We start from the raw sequence: 385 nt of genomic DNA, 5'->3' as shown, positions 1-385 counted from the left end.
CAGTATCACTACCTGATTCATTTATAGTTATGAAAGTTAATATTTTAGCTCCTCCTGTGTAAGAAAAATCAAATGTATTTCCATCAGAGGCAAGGTCACCATCAATAGTTCCCAAATCTCCATCAGTATCTGCCGTTCCTTTGACATGAAGACTAGAATGTTTAGAGCCAGTAAATCTTACTGTGCAGCTTCCTGATACATTAATAGTAATAGTTTGTGATACTTTAAGATTTAGACCATACGTTGTACCATGCCATCTATATAAACCTCCTAAAACTATGTTCCCTCCATCACCGATTGTTGAAGTAACATTTGTATTAGGTGTTCCTGAATTGGGGAAAACGGAAGAATCTCTAAAATTATAAGTAGTTGATACTGTTAGTTG

General features: G+C 35.1%; 1 protein-coding gene. It reads right to left on the bottom strand.

What is annotated here, in order from left to right; genetic code table 11:
- Positions 1 to 385, bottom strand: a 385-nt coding sequence (locus IU405_RS09385) for a hypothetical protein (protein WP_197438350.1), incomplete at both ends; no start/stop codon positions are given.

Origin of the sequence: Polaribacter sp. BAL334 (assembly GCF_015767435.1) — a bacterium.
In the GTDB taxonomy this organism is placed as follows: domain Bacteria; phylum Bacteroidota; class Bacteroidia; order Flavobacteriales; family Flavobacteriaceae; genus Polaribacter.
This window is presented reverse-complemented; position numbering and strand designations above follow the sequence as displayed.